At 68.5% G+C, this 2,124-nt stretch carries 1 protein-coding gene and 2 pseudogenes; 1 reads left to right on the forward strand and 2 read right to left on the reverse strand.

Annotated elements, in window-relative coordinates:
• Positions 1 to 295, forward strand: a pseudogene (locus tag G3N93_RS38425) (hypothetical protein); the annotation flags it as partial.
• Between the two features lie 124 nt (positions 296 to 419).
• Here the strand turns inward: G3N93_RS38425 and G3N93_RS38430 are convergent.
• Together G3N93_RS38430 and G3N93_RS38435 are read right to left on the reverse strand one after the other, a co-directional pair.
• Positions 420 to 1,394, reverse strand: a complete 975-nt coding sequence (locus tag G3N93_RS38430) for a VacJ family lipoprotein (protein WP_174940482.1) — start codon at positions 1,392 to 1,394, stop codon at positions 420 to 422.
• Positions 1,387 to 2,124, reverse strand: a pseudogene (locus tag G3N93_RS38435) (RND transporter); the annotation flags it as partial. The pseudogene G3N93_RS38435 and the gene G3N93_RS38430, both read right to left, overlap by 8 nt.

The raw sequence follows: 2,124 nt of genomic DNA on the forward strand, positions 1-2,124 counted from the left end.
TGCCGTCGACATGGAGTCGCATATCGCGGCGGCCTTCGCGGCCGCGCGCGGCGTCCCGTTCGCGGTGTGCCGCGCGATCGTCGATCCGGCGTGGCGCACGTTGCCGAGCGCGGCAACGGCCGGCCTGCGCGACGATGGCAGCACGGCGATCCTGCCGATCCTGCGTGAACTGCTGAAGCAGCCGTCGCAGCTCGGCCCGCTGCTGCAGGTCGCGAGCGACGCGCGCGCGGCGCGCACGACGCTGATCCAGGCGCGGCACGCGTTCGAGCGTGCCGGCGCGATGCGGATCGTTTGAGCGGCACGGGCCGCCTTTCTCGCCCTTCTCCTCCCGGTTTTCCGCTTTTCCCGGATTTCGCGGACAAAAAAAGAGCGCTGCATCTGCAGCGCTCTTTGTCTTTGCGGCGACGGTCGTTGCAGCGTTACTTCTGCACGGCCGGACTGCTCGCAGGCGTCGCCGGTGCGGCCGCCGATGCCGCAACCGGTGCAGCGGCCGAAGCAGCAGCAGGCGCGCTCGCGGGCATCGCGTTGTCCGCACCCGGATCGTCGTACTGCGGCAGCCCCGGCGCGGCCGGCGCATTGTTCGGCGTGGCGCCCGATGCACCGCCCGACTCGCCCGGATCCTCGTAGTTCGGCAACCCCGGCACGGCCGGCGTCGCGGCCGGCACGGCGCCCGATTCACCCGGTTCGTTGTAAGTCGGCAGCGTGGCCGACGACGACTGGCTGCGATACGTCAGCGACTTGCGCTGCTGCAGGTAGGCGTCGCGCACGAACGAATACGGATCGAGCGCGGCCTGCTTCAGCAGGTCAGTCGCGCCGAGCAGGTCCGAACGCGCGCTGATGAACTGCGCGATGTACATCGGGTTGCGCGCGGCCGGCTCGATGTAGTTCAGCAGGTTGAAGCGCACGTCCACCGCGCGGCCGACGCCGTCGCGGACCGTGCTCGGCCCGAACACGGGCAGCACGAGGTACGGGCCCGACGGCATGCCCCAGCGCGCCATCGTCAGGCCGAAGTCCTGGTGATGTTTCGGCAGCCCGGCCGGCGTCGCGATGTCGATCAGGCCGGCGACGCCGAACACCGAGTTCATCGCCACGCGCATCAGATCCTCGGTGGCATCGGTGATGCGGAGCTGCAGCAGGTTGTTCGCGATGTTGCCGAGATCGCCGAGGTTCGAGAAGAAGTTGCTGATCGCGGTGCGCACGGGCGTCGGCGTGACCTTCTGGTACCCCTTCGCGATCGGCTGGGCGATGTTCGTGTCGACGGTGTCGTTGAACTTGTACATCGCCCGGTTCATCGGCTCGAGCGGGTCGTTGGGGTTGCGGTTCGGTCCCGTCGCGCAGCCGGACAGCACTGCGCTGGCGGCAACGGTCGCCGCAATGATTCGCACCTTATTCATTGATTCCTTGCGATTGGTTCTTGGCGCGTTTGACGCGCGGTTTGCCCATCAGGACGGGCTGGAACACCACGGCGCCGATCAGCGTGCAGGTCAGGGCCAACGCGAGCAGCTTGCCCATGCTCGACGTGCCCGGGTGGTGCGACAGCCACAGGCTGCCGAATGCGGTCGCCGTCGTCGCGGCGCTGAACAGGACGGCATGCGTGAGGCTCGAGTGCAGCAACCCGGTTTGCCCCGCGCGCCACGCCATCACGAAATACACCTTGAACGCGACGCCGACGCCGAGCATCAGCGGCAGCGCGATGATGTTCGCGAAGTTGAGCGGCATGCCGAGCACGACGCACAGCTCGAGCGTCACGACGCCCGACACGAGCAGCGGCACCAGCGTGCGCAGCACGTCGCCGAAGCGACGCAGCGTGACCCACAGCAGGATCGTGATCGAGATGATCGACCACAGCGCCGCATGCAGGAACGCGCTGATGATCGTGTCGGCCGAATGCAGGATCGAGATCGGCCCGCCGGTCGTGCCCGGCTCCGCGGCTTTCACGGTCTTCGCGAAGCGGCGCAGCATCGTGTCGTCGTTCGGGTCGACGCCCTTCGGCACCTTCGGCGAGATCTGCACGAGCGCGTGGCCGTCCGGCGCGACCCAGTCGCGCACGAGCTGCGGCGGCAGCGATGCGCGCGTGATGTCCTGCGGCTGCAGCAGCGACGCGAGCTGGTTGAGCGCGATGCG

Source organism: Burkholderia sp. Se-20378 (assembly GCF_017104665.1).
Taxonomy (GTDB): domain Bacteria; phylum Pseudomonadota; class Gammaproteobacteria; order Burkholderiales; family Burkholderiaceae; genus Burkholderia; species Burkholderia lata.